At 65.7% G+C, this 16,605-nt stretch carries 19 protein-coding genes and 1 riboswitch; of the genes, 14 read left to right on the top strand and 5 right to left on the bottom strand.

Going from position 1 to position 16,605, the window contains the following annotated elements; genetic code table 11:
* Positions 1 to 74 precede the first annotated feature (74 nt).
* A complete protein-coding gene (locus tag ETR14_RS10865) occupies positions 75 to 518 on the top strand; it encodes a hypothetical protein (protein WP_129384618.1) in 444 nt (147 codons plus the stop codon).
* A gap of 184 nt (positions 519 to 702) precedes the next feature.
* Positions 703 to 1,125 (top strand): hypothetical protein, encoded by a 423-nt coding sequence (locus tag ETR14_RS10860; RefSeq protein WP_129384617.1) that lies wholly within the window; start codon positions 703 to 705, stop codon positions 1,123 to 1,125.
* A 119-nt stretch (positions 1,126 to 1,244) separates the two neighbouring features.
* On the opposite strand, the gene ETR14_RS10855 is transcribed toward ETR14_RS10860, so the two are convergent.
* Entirely contained in the window at positions 1,245 to 1,484 is a 240-nt protein-coding gene (locus tag ETR14_RS10855; RefSeq protein ID WP_129384616.1) for a hypothetical protein, read from the bottom strand.
* Between the two features lie 223 nt (positions 1,485 to 1,707).
* Between ETR14_RS10855 and dinB the strand changes: the two genes are divergently transcribed.
* The 6 genes from dinB (at position 1,708) to ETR14_RS10825 (ending at position 7,174) form a co-directional block, all read left to right on the top strand.
* Positions 1,708 to 2,751: a DNA polymerase IV gene (dinB, locus tag ETR14_RS10850; protein WP_129391698.1), complete on the top strand. Its 1,044-nt coding sequence runs from the start codon at positions 1,708 to 1,710 to the stop codon at positions 2,749 to 2,751.
* A gap of 33 nt (positions 2,752 to 2,784) precedes the next feature.
* On the top strand, positions 2,785 to 3,723 hold the full coding sequence (locus ETR14_RS10845; RefSeq protein ID WP_206186021.1) for an oxygenase MpaB family protein: 939 nt from the start codon (positions 2,785 to 2,787) through the stop codon (positions 3,721 to 3,723).
* A 37-nt stretch (positions 3,724 to 3,760) separates the two neighbouring features.
* A riboswitch (TPP riboswitch) is annotated at positions 3,761 to 3,873 on the top strand.
* A 31-nt stretch (positions 3,874 to 3,904) separates the two neighbouring features.
* Positions 3,905 to 5,755 carry a phosphomethylpyrimidine synthase ThiC gene (gene thiC / locus ETR14_RS10840; protein ID WP_129384615.1) on the top strand — a complete coding sequence of 617 codons (1,851 nt, stop codon included), beginning with the start codon at positions 3,905 to 3,907 and terminating at the stop codon, positions 5,753 to 5,755.
* Positions 5,752 to 6,282 (top strand): hypothetical protein, encoded by a 531-nt coding sequence (locus tag ETR14_RS10835; protein ID WP_129384614.1) that lies wholly within the window; start codon positions 5,752 to 5,754, stop codon positions 6,280 to 6,282. Before thiC ends, ETR14_RS10835 begins: the two co-directional genes overlap by 4 nt.
* A 90-nt stretch (positions 6,283 to 6,372) precedes the next feature.
* Positions 6,373 to 6,690, top strand: a complete 318-nt coding sequence (locus ETR14_RS10830; RefSeq protein ID WP_243455865.1) for a VOC family protein — start codon at positions 6,373 to 6,375, stop codon at positions 6,688 to 6,690.
* 127 nt (positions 6,691 to 6,817) lie between these two features.
* On the top strand, positions 6,818 to 7,174 hold the full coding sequence (locus ETR14_RS10825) for a gamma-glutamylcyclotransferase family protein (protein ID WP_129384613.1): 357 nt from the start codon (positions 6,818 to 6,820) through the stop codon (positions 7,172 to 7,174).
* Here the strand turns inward: ETR14_RS10825 and ETR14_RS10820 are convergent.
* On the bottom strand, positions 7,144 to 7,605 hold the full coding sequence (locus ETR14_RS10820; protein ID WP_129384612.1) for a cupin domain-containing protein: 462 nt from the start codon (positions 7,603 to 7,605) through the stop codon (positions 7,144 to 7,146). The genes ETR14_RS10825 and ETR14_RS10820 overlap by 31 nt on opposite strands.
* A 112-nt stretch (positions 7,606 to 7,717) precedes the next feature.
* On the opposite strand from ETR14_RS10820, the gene ETR14_RS10815 reads away from it, so the two are divergent.
* Together ETR14_RS10815 and ETR14_RS10810 are read left to right on the top strand one after the other, a co-directional pair.
* Positions 7,718 to 8,560, top strand: a complete 843-nt coding sequence (locus ETR14_RS10815) for a TIGR00266 family protein (protein WP_129384611.1) — start codon at positions 7,718 to 7,720, stop codon at positions 8,558 to 8,560.
* A 152-nt stretch (positions 8,561 to 8,712) separates the two neighbouring features.
* Entirely contained in the window at positions 8,713 to 9,333 is a 621-nt protein-coding gene (locus tag ETR14_RS10810) for a YbhB/YbcL family Raf kinase inhibitor-like protein (protein ID WP_129384610.1), read from the top strand.
* Between the two features lie 4 nt (positions 9,334 to 9,337).
* Here the strand turns inward: ETR14_RS10810 and ETR14_RS10805 are convergent, their stop codons facing one another.
* The gene (locus tag ETR14_RS10805; protein ID WP_129384609.1) at positions 9,338 to 9,739 is read right to left on the bottom strand and encodes an addiction module antidote protein; all 402 of its coding nucleotides are present in this window, start codon (positions 9,737 to 9,739) and stop codon (positions 9,338 to 9,340) included.
* Between the two features lie 215 nt (positions 9,740 to 9,954).
* Between ETR14_RS10805 and ETR14_RS10800 the strand changes: the two genes are divergently transcribed.
* The 4 genes from ETR14_RS10800 to nadB are packed head-to-tail and all read left to right on the top strand — an operon-like array spanning position 9,955 to position 14,823.
* On the top strand, positions 9,955 to 12,021 hold the full coding sequence (locus tag ETR14_RS10800; protein WP_129384608.1) for a carbon starvation CstA family protein: 2,067 nt from the start codon (positions 9,955 to 9,957) through the stop codon (positions 12,019 to 12,021).
* Complete coding sequence (locus ETR14_RS10795; RefSeq protein ID WP_206186020.1) at positions 12,008 to 12,205, top strand: YbdD/YjiX family protein; 198 nt, start codon at positions 12,008 to 12,010, stop codon at positions 12,203 to 12,205. Before ETR14_RS10800 ends, ETR14_RS10795 begins: the two co-directional genes overlap by 14 nt.
* Before the next feature lie 45 nt (positions 12,206 to 12,250).
* On the top strand, positions 12,251 to 13,177 hold the full coding sequence (locus tag ETR14_RS10790; RefSeq protein WP_129384606.1) for an ABC transporter ATP-binding protein: 927 nt from the start codon (positions 12,251 to 12,253) through the stop codon (positions 13,175 to 13,177).
* Positions 13,178 to 13,203: 26 nt separating this feature from the next.
* Positions 13,204 to 14,823 carry an L-aspartate oxidase gene (nadB, locus tag ETR14_RS10785; protein WP_129384605.1) on the top strand — a complete coding sequence of 540 codons (1,620 nt, stop codon included), beginning with the start codon at positions 13,204 to 13,206 and terminating at the stop codon, positions 14,821 to 14,823.
* 7 nt (positions 14,824 to 14,830) lie between these two features.
* Here the strand turns inward: nadB and ETR14_RS10780 are convergent, their stop codons facing one another.
* Both ETR14_RS10780 and ETR14_RS10775 read right to left on the bottom strand, forming a co-directional pair.
* On the bottom strand, positions 14,831 to 15,712 hold the full coding sequence (locus tag ETR14_RS10780) for an alpha/beta fold hydrolase (RefSeq protein WP_243455864.1): 882 nt from the start codon (positions 15,710 to 15,712) through the stop codon (positions 14,831 to 14,833).
* A gap of 24 nt (positions 15,713 to 15,736) precedes the next feature.
* Entirely contained in the window at positions 15,737 to 16,585 is an 849-nt protein-coding gene (locus ETR14_RS10775) for an alpha/beta fold hydrolase (protein ID WP_129384603.1), read from the bottom strand.
* Between the last annotated feature and the right edge of the window lie 20 nt (positions 16,586 to 16,605).

Raw genomic sequence — 16,605 nt, 5'->3', positions numbered from 1 at the left:
CCTCCGAGGTTCAGACCATGCCCTACATCGTGTCCGCGGCGGAACAACGCCAGTCCCCGCCGATTGGACCCGCAATGTCCATGCGCTTCCTCGAGCGGCTGCTCCGAACCGTAATGCTGGCGCTGGCCGGATTGGTCACCCTGTCGATCTTCGCATCGATCGCAGCGATTACTCAAGGAGACGGGGGCGGCGTGCCGCCTGCTGGAAGGGGGTCCGAAACCGTCGAACAGACTGCGGCGGCCTCGGTCAGCGATGAAGGAGCGTCGGGGGCGAACGCGGAGAGACCTGACGCGCGGGCAGCTCTCGGACCCGTGCAGGATGCGGAGGCGATCGCCGAGGCCGCGCAGGCTGCACGTCGGAGCGACGAACGATGGCCCGAAGCCATCGCTTACGCGCTTCTGAGCGTCGCCGGACTGCTCGCCCTTGGGCTGATTGCGCTTGTGCTCGCCGTGCGTCAGCTTCGCCGGATTGCCGATGCCCTGGGGGCCGGGCGGACCGGGGCCAGCTCTCTCCCTTAGGGAGATCTCCGATGCAGCGCGAAACCGTAGCGAAAACCTGGGCGGCGTAACTTTTCGCCTTGCTGACAGTTATCACCTCGATCTACGTTCCCAGATGGGAACCGGATGGTTCCTCGAGGCTTAAACAGGTTAGTCACTGGAGCCTGGCATGAAGAGAGGATGTACCGGGCTCGCGACGCTCATCATGTGCCTGGTCGCGACCGCGCCTGCTGAGGCCGGGCGTCGCCAGGATCCGGATGGCAGCGAGCAGAAAATTCGAGCTGCGCGCAAGGGGCAGATCGCCGATGTCACGCGACTGTCGGATACGGTGATCCTGAGCGGCATCGTTCGCGCGCCACGGTCGGGGGACACGGGCAAGATGCTGCGCCGTGACCGCCGGGTGCAAATGGCCGGAGATCCGCTGCTCGGGCTGGACGGACTGCCGGTGATGACCAACGGCATGGTAGGTCGTTTGCCGATTCTCGACCGGGTGGATGTGGGTCTCGGCCTTTTCACCGTGACCGGAGCGTCGACGCGTGAGCGCGAACTCAGGAAAACGGACCCGATTCGGGACGTTGCGCCGCGCACCAGCCGCCTTGCCGGCGCCGGGCTGCGGGTGAACTTCTAACGATCGACGGTCTGTAGGATCGCCCCTTGTGGGGACATCTGCTCGGCCAGAAACGACAAACCGCACGCTGTCAGAAGTCCTGTCAGCGTGCGGCCGTAAATCGAAACGATCCGAATACCTTAGGGGGTAACGGGCGTCTCTTCATCATCGTCGTCGTCGCCGGTCAAAAGAATGACCGCAGCAACCACTGCGACAAGCGCCACGAGCGGAAGAATGAACCCGCCACGGAGTTGATTGTTGCCGTCGATGCTTTCGCTGGCCGGCGCTACTTCAGTCGGTGCCGAGCTTTGCGCGGCAGCGACCGTCGGAGCAACGACCAGGCTGGCGGCGATTACCGCAGCACTGATTTTCCTGAACACGATAGTCTCCCTCTTCGGAGATCACTCGCTGACTTGCATCCGCGATTCTTTCAAGCCCCTTCGGCGCCATTCGGCCTGTTGCGGTGCAAAAAAGTGACGAGATGCGCGAACTGTTGTAGCTTTGCACCGCTGGTGGATAGCAATTATCAGGCCTTTCAAGGCTCTGCGACGCGTCTTATAGGCACAAAGCGTGAACGCCATCCGAAAGATCATCCACGTCGACATGGACGCCTTCTATGCGTCCGTCGAACAGCGCGATCACCCCGAGCTTCGCGGCAAGCCGATCGCAGTCGGCGGTGGGGTTCGCGGCGTTGTCGCGGCCGCCAGTTACGAGGCGCGAACCTTCGGCGTGCGCTCCGCGATGCCCGCGGTCACCGCGAAACGGCGCTGCCCGGACCTGATCTTCGTCAAGCCTCGCTTCGATGCCTATCGAGCGGTGTCGCACCAGATTCGCGCCATCTTTCTCGATTATACGCCGCATGTCGAACCGCTCAGCCTTGACGAGGCCTATCTCGACGTCACCGAAGACCTTAAGAACATCGGTGTCGCCACCACCATCGCGCAGGAAATCCGGGCTCGCATACAGCAGGAGACCGGCCTGACCGCCTCCGCGGGTGTGTCGTACAACAAGTTCCTGGCCAAGATCGCGTCCGATCAGAACAAGCCGGACGGTCTGTGCGTGGTCACGCCTGGCCGCGGACCTGCATTCGTCGAAGGACTGCCGGTCGCCCGCTTCCACGGTGTCGGTCCAAAAACGGCGGCCAAGATGGCACGGCTCGGCATCGAAACCGGCGCAGATCTCAAGGCACGAAGCCTCGAATGGCTGGCGGCCCATTTCGGAAGTTCGGCGCGTTACTATCACGATCTCGCCCGCGGCATCTGCCACCGCCAGGTCAAGGCCGATCGCCCCTACAAATCGGTGAGCGCCGAAGACACGTTCCTGACCGACGTTTCCGATCCCGCAGCGCTGATCGCCGAGCTCGATCGAATCGGGCGCCATGTCTGGACCCGGATCGAAAGCAAGCGGATCAGCGGCAGGACGGTGAACCTGAAGGTCAAATATGCCGACTTCCAGATCATCACGCGAGCACGATCTCTCGACCGGGCGGTCGCCGACGTGGAAGAGTTCGTTGCGATCGGGAAGGCTCTGCTCGGTCTGCTGCTGCCGCCAGTGAAGAGCATTCGCCTGCTGGGGCTTGGTCTCTCCAATCTGGAGGAGGGCGGTGTGGAGACGGCCGCACCCGTGGCGCTAGAGCTGCCCCTTTAGGGCACGGGCGGCCGGCGGCTTCGTTGGTGAAGCATGAAGACGCTCAGACCGATGCTGCCGGCCGCGGGACTCAGAGTGCCGCGTGCCGTCATGTCCCGGATCGACGCCCTTGCCGCCGACCTGTTCGACGCGCCCGGAATGCCCACCGTCGATTTCTCGCAGCCCCTCGGCGAGTCGGCGCTGATTGCCCCGACATCGATTTCGTGGCGGATCTTCAAGAACCCGATCACCCTGTTCATCGGCGGCGTGGCGGCGGTGATCCTCGAACTTGCCGAACCCAGCGTTCGCGATGGCGTGTGGCAACATTCCAGCTTCCGAACCGATGCGCTCACCAGGCTGCGGAGAACCGGTCTCGCCGCAATGCTGACCGTCTATGGTCCGCGCTCCAAGGCGGAGGCGATGATCGCCGGCGTCGTTCGCGCGCATGGCCGGGTCACCGGGACCACCTCCGGCGGAATCCCCTATGCTGCCAACGATCCGGAATTGCTCGACTGGATGCAGGCGACCGCGACCTTCGGTTTCGCTACGGCCTATTCGGCCTATGCGTTCCGCCTCTCCAGTGCCGAGATCGACGCCGCTTTCGAGGAGGCCGCTCCGGCCGCGTCGCTCTACGGAGCCGATGGCGCACCCCGATCGCGATCGGCCTTCGACGCGCTGGCGAGCCGGCTCGCGCCGCGCCTCGAACCCTCGCCGATCGTCTTCGAGTTCCTCGAGATCATGAGAAACGTGCCGGCCTTGCCGCCGGCGGCTCGGCCGCTGCAGTTGCTGCTGGTCAAGGCGGCGGTCGACATCGTGCCCGGCTGGCTGCGCCTCCGGTTGGGCCTTGGCCCGGAATGGGGATTGAAATCGTGGCAGCGGCCGCTCGTCCGCGCGGCTGCCGGCGCTGCCGAGCGGATCCCGCTCGCCGCGTCTCCGGCCGTGCAGTCGTGCCGGCGGCTCGGCCTGCCCGACGACCTGCTCTACCGGCGCTGATTGCGCTTCCGTTGTGCCGCCCGGCGGCCTACAAGCCGCCTTATCCCCGGGGGACCGCGCGAGACGCGGTTGAGAGGCGGGCTTCCTGGCCCGCGACCCGCTGAACCTGATCCGGCTGACACCGGCGTAGGGAGGGAGTGCGGGCGCGCCTGCTCTCCACCCATTTGAGGAGAGCGACGACATGGCCGACATTCCCGCACGCACCGAACTGAAGGTGACCACCGGACCGATCCGCGGCAGCCGCAAGATTCACGTCGAGGGTCCGGGCGGCATTCGCGTGGCAATGCGCGAGATCGACCTCGAACCTTCGAGCGGCGAGCCGCCGCTGCGGGTCTATGATTGCTCCGGCCCCTATACCGATCCGAAGGCCAACATCGACATCATGGCGGGGCTGCCGGAGTTGCGGCGGGACTGGATCCGCGCCCGGGGCGACGTCGAGGAGGTTGCCCAGCGCGAGGTGAAGCCGGAAGACAATGGCCAGCTCGGCCCGGATCGCTCGGGCGGCGTCCAGCCTTTCCCGAACGTGCGCCGCACCGTGCTGCGCGCGAAGCCCGGCGCCAATGTCAGCCAGATGCATTATGCGCGTCGCGGCATCGTCACGCCGGAAATGGAATATGTCGCGGTCCGCGAGAATCTCGGCCGCGTCCAGCGCGCGGAGGCGGCGGCACGCGACGGGCAGGATTTCGGCGCAGCAATTCCCGATTTCGTCACGCCGGAGTTCGTCCGCGACGAGATCGCCCGCGGACGCGCGATCATCCCGAACAACATCAACCATCCGGAATCGGAGCCGATGGCGATCGGCCGCAACTTCCTGGTCAAGATCAACGCCAATATCGGCAATTCCGCGGTCGCGAGCGATGTCGCGGCGGAAGTGGACAAGATGGTCTGGTCGATCCGCTGGGGCGCCGACACGGTGATGGACCTGTCCACCGGCCGCAACATCCACGACACGCGCGAGTGGATCCTGCGCAATTCGCCGGTGCCGATCGGAACCGTGCCGATCTACCAGGCGCTCGAAAAGGTCGGCGGCATTGCCGAGGACCTGACCTGGGAAATCTATCGCGACACGCTGATCGAGCAGGCCGAGCAGGGCGTGGACTATTTCACCATCCATGCCGGCGTGCGGCTGCCTTACATTCCGATGACGGCAAAGCGCGTCACCGGGATCGTCAGCCGCGGGGGCTCGATCATGGCGAAATGGTGCCTGGCCCATCACCAGGAGAGCTTCCTGTACACGCGCTTCGAAGAGATTTGCGAGATCATGAAGGCTTATGACATCGCCTTCTCGCTCGGCGACGGCCTGCGCCCGGGCTCGATTGCCGATGCGAATGACGAGGCGCAGTTCGCCGAGCTGGCGACCCTGGGCGAGCTTACGGAGATCGCCTGGAAGCACGACGTCCAGGTGATGATCGAAGGGCCCGGCCACGTGCCCATGCACAAGATCAAGGCCAACATGGACAAGCAGCTCGAAGCCTGCGGCGAGGCGCCCTTCTACACGCTCGGGCCGCTCACCACCGACATCGCGCCGGGCTATGATCATATCACCTCCGCGATCGGCGCGGCGATGATCGGCTGGTTCGGCACGGCGATGCTCTGCTACGTGACGCCCAAGGAGCATCTCGGCCTTCCCGACCGCGACGACGTCAAGGTTGGGGTGGTCACCTACAAGCTCGCCGCCCATGCTGCCGATCTGGCCAAGGGCCACCCCGCCGCGAAGATGCGGGACGATGCTTTGTCGCGCGCCCGGTTCGAGTTTCGCTGGCGCGACCAGTTCCACCTCAGTCTCGATCCGGATACGGCCGAGAAATATCACGACCAGACCCTTCCGGCCGAAGGCGCCAAGACGGCACATTTCTGCTCGATGTGCGGCCCGAAATTCTGCTCGATGAAGATCACGCAGGAAGTGCGCGATTTCGCGGCCAAGCAGAATGCGAGCGCCGATACCTTCCTTGCGGCAGAGAGCGGAATGGCGGCGATGAGCGAGAAATTCCGCGAGAAGGGTGGCGAAATCTACCTGCCGGCAGCGGAGTGACGATTCGCGCCGTCATTCTTCTGGCCGCGGCCCTGTCTGCATCCGCGTGCGGGCAGGGCAAGCCGGGCAACAATGACGGCACCTCGGCAGGCAGCGCTCCCGCAGCGGCGGCAACGCCGCACGGCGGCTACACGCTGAGCGGCGTCGGCATCGAGCCCGGCTTGCGTTTCGGGATGGCGCTCGAAAAGGCAAGGAGTGCCGCGGACAAGGCCTTCGGACCCTCAAGCGGCCAGAGCCGCAATGAGGAGTGCGGCGCGGGGCCCATGGAGTTCGTGGCCTATCAAGGTCTGCAACTCGCTTTCCAGGACGGCAAATTCGTCGGATGGTCGCTCGGAGGGAGGACGCCGCCTCTTCGCACTGCGGGCGGGCTGGCGATCGGCACCGCGCGGGACGAGCTCGGCGATCTCACGATTGACGAGGAATCCTCGCTCGGCCCGGAATTCTCGATCGGCGAGGTCGGCGGGGTTCTCGGCGAGGATGACAGAGTGACTGCCCTTTGGGCTGGGCTTGCCTGCCAGTTTCGCTGATCGTCGCGGCCGAGCCGTGAACAAGCCGGACTTCGGGTAAGAGGCTGTTCCGAAAAGCGTGCGCAGGTGACATCGTGCGCTGGTCGAGCAATGGAGACGGGCGTTATTCCACAGTCGCTGGCCCACATCGCGATCCTGGTCCGTGATTATGACGAGGCGATCGCCTGGTATACCGAAACCCTCGGTTTCTCCCTGGTCGCCGACGAATATCAACCTGAGCAGGACAAGAGGTGGGTGCTGGTCGCACCGCCCGGCGCCGGCCCGACTGACTCTTCGCTTCTCCTCGCCCGCGCCGGGACCCCGGAACAGGAAAGGTTCATCGGCGATCAGGCCGGCGGACGCGTCTTCCTGTTCCTCAGAACCGATGATTTCTGGCGAGATCACGCCCGCTCGCGGCCAGGAACGTGAAGTTCGTGCGCCCACCTGCCCGACAGGCTTATGGAATCATCGCCGTCTTCGAGGATCTTTACGGCAACAAATGGGATCTCGTAGAATTTGGCGGAGCGTGATCGACGATGAAGGAGCACCCGCCGAGATGACGGACACCGTCCTGCTCTTCTCTTACGGAACGCTGCAGCAGCCGGAGGTGCAGATCGCGACCTTCGGTCGGCGGCTGGAAGGCCGTGCAGACGCTCTGCCCGGCTATATGCTCTCCTCGGTCGTCATCGATGATCCGGCTGTAGCGGCGACCAGCGGCCTGGAAGTGCACAAGATCGCCCGCCGGACCGGAGATTGCGCCGATGTCGTTCCGGGCGTGGTGTTCGAAATCTCCCCAGCCGAACTGGACGGCGCCGACGATTACGAGACGGACGGTTACGTCCGCGCTGAACTGCCCCTTGCCTCGGGGCTCCGGGCCTACGTCTATGTTGCGCGGGAGTCCGGGGTTCGTTGAACGGGTGCGCCGGGCTCCCATCCTGGTGGCCCGAGCGTGAAACCGGAGAATTCGAAACCGGGCGAGACGATGCAGGAAACCAGCGTCCAGCCTCGATCGGCCTCGGCAGCCTGCCACGCCCCGGCGGCGATTCGGGCCTGAGGCTGATCGCCGTTGAGCACATCGGGGCCGAGCCGCGCCTCCTCGACCGGCCCATTCTCCGTCGCGGCGGTGCGAAGCAGGAGCGGGCTGCCGGCGTGGAACAGCCAAATCTCGGTGGCATCGACCCGGTGCCAATGCGACTTCTGTTCGTGATCGAGCAGGAACAGGATCGCCGTCGCGGACGCGCGCCGGCCCTGCGCCGCGTCGGCACGCCATGTCTCTCGATACCATCCGCCCTCAGGGTGGGGCTGAAGCTCCAAGCACTCGATGAGCTGGTTCGCCGTCGTCATGAGCGGCTTTTCGCGCGGCGCCGTTCGTTAGGCAAGCGGGGTCGGAACGGCTGGATCACCGCCGCCGACGCGCGCTAAGGCAGGCCGGAGCGTAACGACACAAGGATGGAGCATGCCGAATTCGCCGTGGGGCGCACCCTATCATCACAGCCGCAAGGCCGGCGTTTCCGACGATATCGACTTCGAGATCAAGGGTCAGGAACTGCAATTCGTCGAGGTCGAGCTCGATCCGGGCGAGAGTGCGGTCGCCGAAGCCGGTGCGATGGTGTGGAAAGACGCCTCGGTGGAAATGACCACCGTGTTCGGCAACGGGGCCGGACAGGAGAGCGGCTTCATGGGCAAATTGCTCTCGGCCGGGAAGAGATTGGTGACGGGCGAAAGCCTGTTCACCACCGTGTTCACCCACACCGGCTCCGGCAAGGCGCGGGTCGCTTTCGGCGCACCGGTGCCCGGCGCGATTCTGCCGATTCGGCTCTCGGACGTGGGCGGCACGCTAATTTGCCAGAAGGACAGTTTCCTCGCGGCGGCCAAGGGCGTCAGCATCGGCATTCATTTCCAGAAGCGCATCCTTACCGGTTTGTTCGGCGGCGAAGGCTTCATCATGCAGCGGCTGGACGGTGACGGATGGGCGTTCGTGCAGATGGGCGGCGCCGTGATCGAGCGAGAGCTCCGGCCCGGTGAGCAACTCCATGTCGACACCGGCTGCATCGCGGCCTTTACCTCCACGGTCGACTTCGACCTGATCGGAGCGGGCGGCGTCAAGAGCTCGCTCTTCGGCGGCGAAGGCCTGTTCCTGGCGCGCCTGACGGGCCCGGGCAAGGTCTGGATCCAGTCGCTTCCCTTTGCCCGGCTCGCTGGGCGGATGCTTGCGGCGGCAATGCCCGCCGGTGGCCAGAATCGGGGCGAAGGATCGATGCTGGGTCCACTTGGAGATCTCATCTCCGGCAATCGCTGAGTCTCTGCGCCATGCCGTGGCCGCGTGGCTGCGAGTTCGAGGAGGGCTGTGTCACCCGAACGGGCGTTGCAGTCTGGCTGTCCGCCCCCTCCTTTCGGGGGCGGGAGCCGACAGCCCTTCCAAGGGTTGTCGCCGAATTGCAGGAGAAGCGCATGCTCGAACATGTTCCACACTGGCTTGGCAGCGCCCTTCGCGGCGTCCGTGCCGGCGCCGACAAATTGTGCATCGTGCAGCCGGAACTCGGCGGAGAGTTTGCGCCGCTCGATCTCTCCAGCCCGGCTTTCGCCAATGGCGCCCGGTTGCCGCCGCGCTTCACCGCCGACGGCGAGGGCGTGTCGCCGCCGCTTTTGTGGGGCGCGGTTCCCGAGGGGACGCGGAGCCTTGCCCTGATCGTCGAGGATCCGGACGCGCCGTCGCCGCAGCCGCTGGTCCATGCGATCGTGTGGAACCTGCCGGCCTCGGAGGTTCGGCTTGCCGAAGGCGCGATTCGCGCCGACGGCAACGGGCTTGCCGACGGCCGCGACGTGGGACGCAACTCCTACTTCTTGGAAGGGTGGCTGCCGCCCGATCCTCCCATGGGTCATGGCGAGCATTCCTACGCCTTTCAACTTTTCGCGCTCGGCGAGATCAGCGACCCGGGCGAGACGCCGGGAAGGGCCGCGCTCGTGCGGGCGATGGCCGGCAATGTTCTCGCGGCCGGCCTGCTGACGGGCACCTATGCGCGCGCAGCCGAAGCGACGACTTCGGCGCCCGCAGTGGCAAGGCCGGCCTGAAGCCCTAGCAGGCGGGAAGCAGATCGCTGAGCACGCGCGCCGAGTGAAACAGGCGCTCGCGCTCGTCCGCCGAGATCATTTCGCAGAGCAGGCGATCGAAGGCCGGCCGATCGCCTGCAGAGGCAAAGCCGATCATTTCAGCCAGCGTCCGCTCGTCGTGGCTGAGCTGGCCGCAGCAGGGCGGGCTGACGGCGAATGGGTCGGGCCAGGCGGCGCCGATCTCCTCCAGCAGCAGATGCAGGTGGGCCGCCGCCCGAGCGCAACCGAGCTGACCGCGGAGGGCTGCCACCGGGCAGCCGCCCAAGCGGTGGGCAGCCACCCAGAAGCGCATGCCGCGAACGACGCGAAGATGGTCGCCGGGTAGGCTCTTGAGTTCAGGCGCCCGGGTAAGAAACTCCATGAGCATGCGCATCCTCCTTGCCGGAAGATAGTTATTGCAAACGCGTCGCAGTAGCAATGCACTTTACCGCTGCTTGGAATTTGGTTCGGCGCAAAGAAGAATCGTGCGCCCCGAGGCGGCACGATGTGCGCGGCGTTTCACATCGGTGCAGCTAGCCCTTTCAGCGGCTCCCCGGCATCGCTAGGCTGCCGCGGAACAGTATCCGAACGGCTGGAGAGGGTATGGAAGAGGTCGAAGTCAGAGGCTCGATCGGTAACCGCCTGCTCTGGTTGGCGGTCGCGCTGGCCGGCGCTGGTGCCCTTGCCGTCATCGCGCTTCAGCGGGGCGAAACGATTAACGCGCTCTGGATCGTCGCCGCGGCGGTCTGCGTCTATCTCTCCGCTTATCGCCTCTACGGCTTGTTCATCGCGCATCGAGTCGCCGGCATCGCCGCACTGCGCCGTACCCCCGCCGTTCGCCGCAACGACGGTCTCGATTACGTACCGACCGATCGCTATACTCTGTTCGGCCACCACTTCGCCGCCATTGCAGGCGCAGGTCCCCTCGTCGGCCCGGTGCTCGCCGCCCAAATGGGTTACCTGCCGGGCACCTTGTGGATCCTTGCGGGAGTGGTGTTCGCCGGCGCCGTCCAGGATTTCCTGATCCTGTTCATCTCGACGCGGCGCGACGGTCGCTCGCTCGGCGAGATCATCCGCGCAGAGATGGGCAACGTGCCCGGCGTGATCGCAATGTTCGGCATTCTTGCGATCATGATCATCCTGCTCGCGGTGCTTGCCCTGGTCGTCGTCAAGGCGCTCGCCGACAGCCCCTGGGGCACGTTCACCGTGTTCGCCACGATGCCGGTCGCTCTTCTGATGGGGCTGTACGGGCGCTATCTGAGGCCGGGGCGGATCCTCGAAGTGTCGCTGATCGGCTTCGTCGGCCTGATGCTGGCGATCGTGTTCGGCGGGCGGGTGGCGGCCGATCCGCTCTGGGCACCGGCCTTCACCTTCTCCGGCGAAGCGCTGGCGCTGCTCCTCATCATCTACGGCTTCGTTGCATCGGTTATCCCGGTGTGGCTTTTGCTCGCCCCGCGGGATTATCTGTCCACCTTTCTCAAGATCGGCACCATCGTCGGTCTGGCGATCGGAATCCTGATCGTCCGCCCCGATTTGCAGATGCCGGCAGTGACGCGGTTCATCGACGGCAGCGGCCCGGTCTTTGCAGGAAATCTCTTCCCCTTCCTGTTCATCACCATCGCCTGCGGCGCGGTGTCGGGCTTTCATTCTCTGATCGCCTCCGGGACGACGCCGAAGATGATCGCGAGCGAGGCCGATCTGCCGTTGATCGGCTACGGGGCCATGCTGACCGAAAGCTTCGTGGCGATCATGGCGCTCATCGCGGCGAGCGTGCTCGATCCGGGCGTCTATTTCGCCCTGAACAGCCCGGCGGCGCTGATCGGGACTTCAACTGGTGAGGCGGCAGCGGCGATATCCGGCTGGGGCTTCACGGTAACGCCCGCGATGCTCGACCAGATTGCTGCGCAGGTGGGCGAGGGAACGATCCTGTCGCGCACCGGCGGCGCGCCGACGCTGGCGGTCGGCATGGCGCACATCCTCTCCAACGTGATCGGCGGACCGGCGATGATGGCCTTCTGGTACCATTTCGCGATTCTGTTCGAGGCGCTGTTCATCTTGACCACGGTCGATGCGGGCACCCGCGTCGCCCGTTTCATGATTCAGGACCTGCTCGGCACCTTCGTGCCGAGGATGAAGGAGACCCAGAGCTGGCCGGCCAATCTGCTCGCCACCGGTCTCGCGGTCGCAGGCTGGGGCTGGTTTCTCTACCAGGGCGTCACCGATCCCCTCGGCGGCATCAACACGCTGTGGCCGCTGTTCGGGATCTCGAACCAGATGCTCGCGGCAATGGCGCTGACCCTTTGCACCGTCATCCTGTTTCGGATGAAGCGCGAACGATACGCCTGGGTGACACTCCTGCCCGTCAGCTGGCTGCTACTCTGCACCCTGACTGCGGGCTGGCAGAAGATCTTCCACGCGGATCCGAAGATCGGGTTCCTCTCACACGCGGCAGGCTATTCGGCTGCGCTGGCGGAGGGCCGGGTGCTCGCGCCGGCCAAGACCGCCGCCCAGATGCGGCAGGTCATCTTCAACGATTATGTCAACGCCGGCCTCTGCGCATTGTTCGTCGCCGTGGTCGTGGCGATCGCGGTGTACGGCATCCGCGCGGTCGCCGCAGCGCGTCGTACGGATGCGCCGACCACCCGCGAGGTCGCCGATGCCGTGGCGTGACTCCCTTGGCGCCATCGCCCGCGCGGCCCGGCTGATGGTCGGCGTGCCCGATTACGATGTCTATGCCGCGCATCGCCGGAAGGAGCATCCCGGAGCGCCGGTGATGACGCCGGCGCAATTCCATCGCGAGCGTACGGAGCGTCGCTATGGCGGCGGACCGGATCGGATCGGGCGCTGCTGCTGAGGCCTAACCTATCCTTGTCGGCAGCCACGCGTTAGAGCCCTCGCCATGACCGACGCCGCAATCGCAATTCGTGATCTGGAAAAGACCTATCAGGGGGGTAAGCGCGCGCTCGAGGGAATCACCCTCGACGTTCCCCGCGGGCAGATCTTCGGATTGCTCGGACCCAACGGGGCCGGCAAGTCGACGACGATCAACATCCTCGCCGGGCTCGTCAACAAGACGGGCGGAAGTGCCGAGATCTGGGGCTTCGACGTCGACAAGCATCCGCGCAACGCCAAGGCGTCGATCGGCATCGTGCCGCAGGAGATCGTGTTCGATCCCTTCTTCACCCCGTCGGAGACGCTGGAGATTCAGGCCGGTCTGTACGGCGTGCCCAAGAACCAGCGCAAGACCACCGAGTTGCTCCGCGCCGTGCACCTGGAGGACAAGGCGAACGCCTATTCGCGAACGCTATCGGGCGGCATGAAGCGGCGGCTCCTGGTCGCGAAGGCGATGGTCCATTCGCCGCCGATCCTGGTTCTCGACGAACCCACCGCCGGTGTCGACATCGAACTTCGCCAGCAGCTCTGGGATTACGTGCGCGAGCTCAACCGCCAGGGCGTTACCATCGTCCTCACCACCCATTATCTCGAGGAAGCAGAGCAGCTCTGCGATCGCATCGCGATCATCAACCACGGTCGGCTAATCGCCAACGAGACCACCCGAACGCTGGTCGGAATGGCGCAGGAAAAGGCGGTCGAGGTGATCGTCGATCGCGACATCGCGGCGCTCCCGGATGCCGCCTGCTTCGACAAGATCGAGCTGAAGGGCGAGCGCACCCTTGCCATCACCTACCGCAAGGACAAGGTGAATGCCGGCGAGGTGCTCGCCGCCCTGCAGCGCGACGGCCTGGGAATCGTCGACGTCTCGACCCGCGAGGCCGATCTCGAAGACGTGTTCCTGAACCTGACCCGCGCTTCCAATGCGGCCTGACCGGCAGGGCCGGATGGAGAGTGCGCGTGGCCGCTGAAGCCCATGATTACGACGTCCTCGTCATCGGTTCCGGCGCGGCCGGCCTGTCGGCCGCCTTGTCGCTGGCGCCGCACCTGCGGGTCGCGGTGCTCGCCAAGGCGGCCATCTCGGCCGGGTCGACCGCCTGGGCGCAAGGCGGTATTGCAGCGGTGCTCGAGCCCGGTGACACGTTCGAAAGCCATATCGAAGACACGATCGTCGCAGGCGCCGGACTGAACCGGCGCGACGCCGTCGAATATGTCGTCGAAAACGCGCCCGCGGCCATCGAACGGCTCGCCGCTTTGGGAGTCCCGTTCAACACCGGCGGGAACGGCGACGGCAACGAGGCGCGCTGGCACCTCACCCGCGAGGGCGGACACAGCCACCGCCGCATCGTGCATGTCGCCGACGCGACCGGCGCCGCCGTTCAGCAGGCACTCGAGAAAGCGGCCGCTACCCACCCCAACATCACCCTCATTCCGGACATGGCGGCGATCGACCTCGTCACCGACCGCCACATCGTCGGCGAGGCCGACGCGAAACGCATCTGGGGGGTCTACGCGCTCGATCGGGCGCGCGGCGGAGTGTCGTTGTTCACTGCCCGGGCGACAATTCTCGCGTCTGGCGGTGCCAGCCGCGCCTGGCTCTATTCCACCAACCCCAAGGGCTCGACGGGGGACGGCATCGCCATGGCCTGGCGCGCGGGCTGCCGGGTTGCGAACATGGAATTCAACCAATTCCATCCGACCTGCCTCTACCATCCGCAGGTCAAGAACTTCCTGATCACGGAAGCCATGCGCGGCGAGGGAGGACAGCTGAAGATCCCCGGCACCGGCCATCGCTTCATGCCCGAATTCGACGCCCGCGCGGAGCTCGCGCCGCGCGACATCGTCGCGAGGGCGATCGATCATGAACTGAAACGGCTCGGCCTCGACTACGTCCATCTCGACATCAGCCACCGCGATCCGGAGTTCGTCGTCGAGCATTTTCCGACCATCGCGGCACGCTTGGCCGAAGCCGACATCGGCATCGACATCAGCCGCGAGCCGATTCCGGTGGTTCCAGCCGCGCATTATACGTGCGGCGGCGTGGTCGTGGATCTCGACGGCCGCACGGATCTCGACGGACTCTATGCCGCCGGCGAGGTTACCATGTCGGGCCTGCACGGCGCCAATCGCTTGGCGTCCAACTCGGTGCTCGAATGCCTGGTGTTCGGAGTCGCGGCCGCGCAGCATATCAATCGCAACTGGACGTCGATGCCGCCGCCGCCGCCGATCCGCCCGTGGGACGAGAGCCGGGTTACCGATTCCGACGAGGAAGTGGTGGTCCATCACAATTGGCAGGAAATCCGCAAGTTCATGTGGGACTATGTCGGCATCGTCCGCACCACCAAGCGGCTCGAGCGGGCGCTCAACCGGGTCAATCTGCTGCGCGACGAGACCCAGGAATATTACGGCAATTTCCGGGTCACCCCGGATCTTATCGAGCTGCGGAATCTCGTAGAAGTTTCGGGCCTGATCGTCCGCTCGGCGCTGACGCGGCAGGAGAGCCGCGGGCTGCACTATACGCTCGATTATCCCGACCTGCTGCCCGAAGCGGTCGACACGGTGCTCGTGCCGAAAGGGTGAGACGCACCTAGCCTCCCAGGAAGCTCTTCAGCGCCGCTCGGAACCTGGCCGGCTGATCGTACATGATCATGTGGCCGCTATTGTCGATCCGAACCAGCCGCACACCCTGCTTCCGCGCATAGGCGACGCCATAGGTGCGGTCGAGCGCCGCACTGCTGCGTGCTTCGGGGGAGGCGTAGACGACGGTCAACGGAGCCGCGATCCTCGGGAGAGCCGGGCCGAGATCGGTCAGCGCAAGCTCGTGGGTTGCGCGCGCGACGAGGTCGGGATCGCTCGGCCGTGCATCGGAATCGGCATTGCCGAACATCCGGATCGCAGATGCGATCAACCGTCGACCGTCCTCCGAGCCGCTGAGCCCGCGGAGGGCATCGGCGAGGCCCCGCACGCCGCTGGCCGAGGAGCCGACGATCCCCGCCGGCTGCGGGAGCATATCGACGACCATCACCTTGCCGACCCGAGTGGGATAGGTGGAGGCGATCGCCATCGCCAGGGTACCGCCCATCGAGTGGCCGACGATGGCCGGCTGCCTGAGACCTTTCGCCTCGATGTAGCGTGCAATTTCGGCCGAGAGCGGCCCGACCACCGGCCCCTTAGCATTGCCGCGGACGGCGGTGCCCGCGAAGCCCGCGACCTGGACAAGATGATAGCGATAGCCGGGGACGGCAGCGACGCTTCCCCGCCACACGTCGCTCCCGGCGGTGAGCCCCGGGATCAGGATCACGTCGGGTCCGCTGCCGGTGACTTCGACGGAGATCCGATTGCTCGCAAACGGCGCCGGGACGGCCGCGTTCGCCGCATCGCCAAGGAGCCATCCCGCAGGCGGCAGGACCAGGAAGGCGGTGATGGCGATGGCGAGTGTCGTGAAGCGCATCCGGGCTTCCTGCCGCATCAGGCTTGAACCGTGCATGACTCTTCAGCCGAGGAAGCGTTTCACCTCGGCGCGGAAGAGTGCCGGCTGATCGAACATGATCATGTGGCCGCTGCGTGCGATCGGGACCAGCCTCGTTCCCAGACGGCGGGAATAGGCCTGGGCGTAGAAGCGATCGATGCGGGGCCTGCTCAGCTTGAGCGGCTCCGGACATGCATAGGCGACGGTGAGCGGTGCATGGATGCGCGGCAGATCGGCGGTAAGGTCTACCGCCATGAGCTCCTCGATCGAGCGACCGACGACGCTGCCGTTGCTGTTGCTCCCCAGCCAGTTGCTGCTGCCGAAACGGCCGACGATGGATTTCATCTGCTGCCGGAGGCGATCCGCTCCGAGAATCTCGTGACCAAGAAAGCGGGCGATCGGCCGTGCCGCCCACTGCGAGAGGCCGACCACCCGGGCAGGCGCCGGCACCATGTCGACCACCATCACCCTGCCCGGCAGATCGGGGTAGCGCGATGCCAGCATCAAGGCGATGATCCCACCCATAGAGTGACCGATCACAGCCGGCTTCCTGAGGCCGGTGGCATGGATGTAGCGTGCGATCTCGTCGGCGACGCCGGAAGCCACCCGGCCGCGGTCGTTGGCACCGACCGGTGCGCCGGCAAAGCCGCCGATTTGGACGAGATGATAGCGGTACCCGGGCAGTGCCGCGACGGTGCCGTTCCAGACGCCCCGGCCGGCAGCAAGGCCGTGCACCAGCACCACGTCGGGACCTTTGCCGACCACCCTGACCGACATCCGCTGGGGCGCGAACGTCACTGCAGCGGCGGGCTCGGAGAGGGCGGCCACGGCCGCGAGGGCGATGCACGAGCCGAGGAAGCGACGACGGTTCATGACGCCATGTTACCGCCGCG

This window comes from Sphingosinicella sp. BN140058, from assembly GCF_004135585.1.
Classification (GTDB): Bacteria; Pseudomonadota; Alphaproteobacteria; order Sphingomonadales; family Sphingomonadaceae; genus Allosphingosinicella.
This window is presented reverse-complemented; position numbering and strand designations above follow the sequence as displayed.